At 65.3% G+C, this 4,478-nt stretch carries 6 protein-coding genes; 3 read left to right on the top strand and 3 right to left on the bottom strand.

Annotated features, from left to right (window positions below):
- Positions 1-953 (bottom strand): DUF222 domain-containing protein (locus B3587_RS01475; protein WP_292726011.1); only part of this gene is annotated, 953 nt, incomplete at its 3' end.
- A gap of 147 nt (positions 954-1,100) precedes the next feature.
- Between B3587_RS01475 and B3587_RS01480 the strand changes: the two genes are divergently transcribed.
- The 3 genes from B3587_RS01480 (at position 1,101) to B3587_RS01490 (ending at position 3,013) form a co-directional block, all read left to right on the top strand.
- Positions 1,101-1,979: an Ltp family lipoprotein gene (locus B3587_RS01480; RefSeq protein WP_292726013.1), complete on the top strand. Its 879-nt coding sequence runs from the start codon at positions 1,101-1,103 to the stop codon at positions 1,977-1,979.
- 126 nt (positions 1,980-2,105) lie between these two features.
- A complete protein-coding gene (locus tag B3587_RS01485; protein ID WP_292726015.1) occupies positions 2,106-2,303 on the top strand; it encodes a hypothetical protein in 198 nt (65 codons plus the stop codon).
- Between the two features lie 113 nt (positions 2,304-2,416).
- On the top strand, positions 2,417-3,013 hold the full coding sequence (locus B3587_RS01490) for a hypothetical protein (protein WP_292726016.1): 597 nt from the start codon (positions 2,417-2,419) through the stop codon (positions 3,011-3,013).
- A gap of 5 nt (positions 3,014-3,018) precedes the next feature.
- On the opposite strand, the gene B3587_RS01495 is transcribed toward B3587_RS01490, so the two are convergent.
- Both B3587_RS01495 and B3587_RS01500 read right to left on the bottom strand, forming a co-directional pair.
- The gene (locus B3587_RS01495; RefSeq protein WP_292726018.1) at positions 3,019-4,152 is read right to left on the bottom strand and encodes a restriction endonuclease subunit S; all 1,134 of its coding nucleotides are present in this window, start codon (positions 4,150-4,152) and stop codon (positions 3,019-3,021) included.
- The coding region (locus tag B3587_RS01500) for an N-6 DNA methylase (RefSeq protein WP_292726020.1) at positions 4,149-4,478 on the bottom strand (330 nt) is incomplete at its 5' end. The genes B3587_RS01500 and B3587_RS01495, both read right to left, overlap by 4 nt.

Raw genomic sequence — 4,478 nt, forward strand, 5'->3', positions numbered from 1 at the left:
TCGATCGGGATCGGACCGACGCCTTCCACCTCCGCCGGATCGGTCACCCCGTCGACGCCGAGGAGCGCGAGGGCGGGGACGGTGACGACAACGGTTGCTTGGATGCCCCGAGCCTGCTTCGGGTGCTGGGGAACGGTCCCGTCGATGAGGAGGTCGCAGAACACGTCAGCCCGGATCTCATCCAGACTCCGCTCCGACCCATCCCCCCGCTCCCCGCCCCGGGTCGAACCGCGGTCATGGTCACGGATCACCACAGCTTTCTGGGTGACCCGCCCGTAGATCGCGTGGGCTTCCACCGACGGGACCAGAGCGTGCACCCACGACATCGAATCCCCCGCCGGCTCCACCAGGATCCGACGACCCCGCACCGCGGCTTCGTGACGCTCCGTCAGGCTCGGCGCGGTCTCCCGGTCAATCAGCCGGCGCAACGCCCGCCGGAACGACCCCACCGGCAGAGACTCCGCCAACCCCAACGCCCGACCCACCAGGCCCGCCGCGATATCGGGGTCGAGTACATCGAGGTCATCGACCAGGATCTCCGCGTGCCGGACCGTCACCCCCGCACGCGAGAGCGACTCCAACACGGCCGGGTAGGAGTGCACGAGTGATTCGGCACGGGCGAGCATCATCCCCGCCGCGTTCTCCGTGATCCGCAGAGCAGACGCAAGCTCGAGCCGGAGGGAGCGCATCACCAGTTCCCGGGACCCACCCCCATACCGGGTGACATCATCCAAAGCTTCCAGACGCAGGTCATCGACCCGCGCGAACCGTTGCGCCGCGAACACCGCTTCAAGGTCAGCGGCCTCCATCACCAGGGCGACAGCGTCCGGACGCGGCGGAACCCACCCCGCCACCTCGGCATCCCACTCCCGCACATCACCCTCATACAGGAACACGTCAGCATCCGGACCCTCGGGCCGCTGACCCGCCTCGCCCATGCCAACCTCATCCATACCCCGACACTACGAGGGGGTTCCGACATTGATCCGGCCGGTGTCGCTGCGCGCAATGTCGGAGGGGTGGTGTGTCCTGTTCCACTGGCCAACGGCTGGTGACGTGCGCTGGGGGCGCGCGCCTAACCCGTACCGAAAGGCAATCTCATGTCTGAGACCAGCAACACCACACCATCGTCCACTCCGGCAGGCTGGTACCCGCATCCGGGCGCCGAGGGCGCGCCCGGCTCCGAAATGTACTGGGATGGAACCACCTGGCGCACCGACCTCGTGCGCCAGCCCGGCGCAACGGACGCCGCCGTCCCCGCGCACGCCACCGTCACCGCTCCCTCGAAGCGGCCGTGGTACACGCGCAAGGCGGTCATCATCCCAGCCGCAGTCGTCGTCGGACTGATCGTCATCGGCGGGATCGGCAGCGCGCTGGGAGGCGGCCGGTCGACTTCGGATGCCGCACCCGCCGCACCGGTGCGCACGACCGAGCAGGCGGCCGCCACCGCCGAGGCCGAGGCCGAGCCAGCGCTGATCATCGTACCGAACGTCGTCGGCATGGATGGCGCATCGGCTCGCGCGGCTCTCGAGGCTCTCGGCATCCGTGTTTCTGCCGACGGCGACGAGTCGATGCCGGTGATCGCGCAGGATGTCGCCGAGGGCGCTCAGATCGAGGAGGGTGCGACCGTCACCCTGACCCTGGAGGAGAAGCCGCAGCTGACGCTCGGTCAGCAGAACGCGATCAGATCTGCGCAGTCGTACCTGGACTTCACCGCCTTCTCACGCGCGGGCCTGTTCGAGCAGCTCACGAGTGAATACGGTGAGGGATTCGAGGCTGCGGATGCCGAGTTCGCCATCGCCCATCTCGAGCAGAACGGACTCGTGGATTGGAACGCCGAGGCTGCCGAGTCCGCGCAGTCATACCTGGACTTCACGTCGTTCTCACGGCAGGGCCTGTACGAGCAGCTGACGAGTGAGTACGGCGAGCAGTTCACTCCCGAGCAGGCCGAGTACGCCCTGACGGCCGTCGGCTACTGAGCGCAGAAGAGGGGCGGATGCGGGCTGTCTCGCCGCGTCCGCCCTACGGACACAGGCTGAGCGCCGTGACGCCCGTGTCGGAGGGTGGTGGTTTACTGTGGAGACGACACAGGAGAGAGGAATCCCATGGCTCCCGTCATCACTCTCACCAAGGATCGACTGGTTGCACGCCAGAACGAACTGCTTGCGCAGTTGCGACTCGGTTCGTACGAGGCCTTCCGCGAGATGGCCCGCGAACGTCGTCTCACAGATCAGGGATGGGCCGTTCGCGATGAGCTGGACTCGATCGCCTACTTGCTCGGCGAAGACGAACTCACCGACTGACCGCCGTGCTGGGGCAGGCACAAGAATTCGCCTCGAGGATTGAACAGACGATTCGATCGACCCTGCCCTGCTCGCCGACGGTTCGCGTTCAACAATTCCCCGACACAGGGCGCGTGCGGATTTCGCCGGTCGACGCCTCGGATCCAGAGACCGCTGAAAGACTGCCGCTCACCTGCAATGGCGAGACCCTCGCCTTCTGGACCTTCTATATGTTCGCCGAAGTCACCGACGACGGCTTCCTCAAGATCGATCGCTCGAGGGTAGCGCTCACGCCTGTATTCGAGAATGTCCCCGTGGCGCGCCTGGAGTTCGAGAACAGAGCAACGGGCGCCCCGACATCGCACTGGCAGTTCCACGCGGAACGCGGCGCGCTATCGTTCATCCTTGCTCGCACGCGGCGCGGAGGTAAGCGCGAGCGCGTCCCCATGTCGTTGGCCGATCTGCACTTCTCGAACGGCGGCAGACGATTCCGTCCTGGTCTCGAGGACTTCATCGAGTTCCTCATCCGCGAGTGCGGGTTCGACAGCCGAGACGGATGGCGCGCGGCGGTCGAAGACGGCCGCGAACTGGCCCGCAGGTTTCAAGTCCGCACGATCGCCCGCAATTATCCCGCAGAGGTCGCCGAGGTGCTCAAGTCGCGTGGTTGGAAGGTCGAGCCCCCAGACGACTTCGACGAGTGGGAATCGACCGCCACCCTCCGCGAATACTGAACAGCTCACAGCTCGCCGCGAAACGCGCGGTGTTGGAGGGATGCGAACAGTTCGTTGAGGCTAACGAGACCTTGAGCCAGCTGCGAGTCGAGTTTGGTTCGTTCTGCATCTAGCGCCGCAATCTGCTCTTGATCCTCGCGTCGGGGCACCGGGACCATGATCGAGGACAGACTCTGCTGATTGACCTTGTAGGTTCCGTTGGTGGTTCGAGCCGCCCGACGGATCTGATCGCGTACCGTCGGATGCCGCCAGGCGGCCACTAGTGTCGGCGAGTTGATCTCAGATGACGGTCTGAAGCCGATCATGGTGTCGGGGAATGCAACGCCGTCAGGCTGATCAGTGACAGCGACCATCGCCCCGACTAGCTCAGCATTTCCGTTGCCACGGCAGACCAGGTGCAACCCTTCGGTTGCGAGCTTGTCCGACGCGTGAGGCGCAGCAAAAAGGTCGGACTTGCGCTGGCGCGGGTCGAAGGCACCCCTCGTGATCGCAGACAACGTCAGGACCTCGCCCTCATACCGACCACCACGCGACGGCGAGATTCCATTCCGCATCGGCTCGGCCAATAACTGTGCGAGGGGCTTGATGTCAGTCGGCTTCGAGAAAAACCCACTGATGCGTCTACTGATCGCACGCCGGGTGGAATCCCGTATCTCTCCCCACGTTGACCGCAGGGCATCGGCCGCGTCGAGGATTGCGGCGATGCGGCGCTGCTCGGAGAGAGGTGGGAGGGGGATCGGGAGCGTCTCGATGTCAAGCCGAGTGACAGTTCGAAACGTTGCGCCCCGCCCTCGAGACGCGAGCTCGGGCGCAAGCCACCGTAGGACCTGTCGTGCATAGCCTGAATCTAACTTCTCGTTGGGGCGAACTGCCGCGACTCCGCGGCCAAGACAGTACTCGCCGTCAGCGGTGGCAAGGTCACCGATTGACGCTCGCACGCCAACAACTAGGTCACCAGGCCTCGTACGCTTCGTCGGGGAAGTGGTGAACTTCTTGACCTTCAGGCCGCCGTTACTGAAGTCACCTGGGCCCGCTATCAGGCCTAAGCCCTCACCGCGGTCGTTGTATGACTCGCCCAGCGGAGCCTGCCCCATGTGGATCGCCGCAACCTCCCCCAGCGGTACGGTCTCCCACCTCACGCGAGCATCTCCCGCAGGCGCTTGAGACCGTCCTGAATCTCGACTTCGAGGGCATCCAGTTCATCGAGGATCTCCGCCGGCGACCGGTGCTCGACCTCCTCGATCTCGATCTCCTTGTAGCGGTTCAGGCTCAGGTCGTAGCCGTTGTCGACGATCTCTTGCTTCGGCACGAAGAAGCTCTGGTCGGTGCGCGCCCGGGCAGTCTCGGCATCCAGGTTCTGCCACCGCGCGAGCACGTCGGGAAGGTCGTTCGCCTCGATGGGGGTGCGCTTGTCGTCAAGGGTCATGCCGTCGGCGCGCACGTCGTAGAACCACACGCGGTCGGT

The organism is Microbacterium sp. UBA837 (assembly GCF_002296025.1).
Lineage (GTDB): Bacteria > Actinomycetota > Actinomycetes > Actinomycetales > Microbacteriaceae > Microbacterium.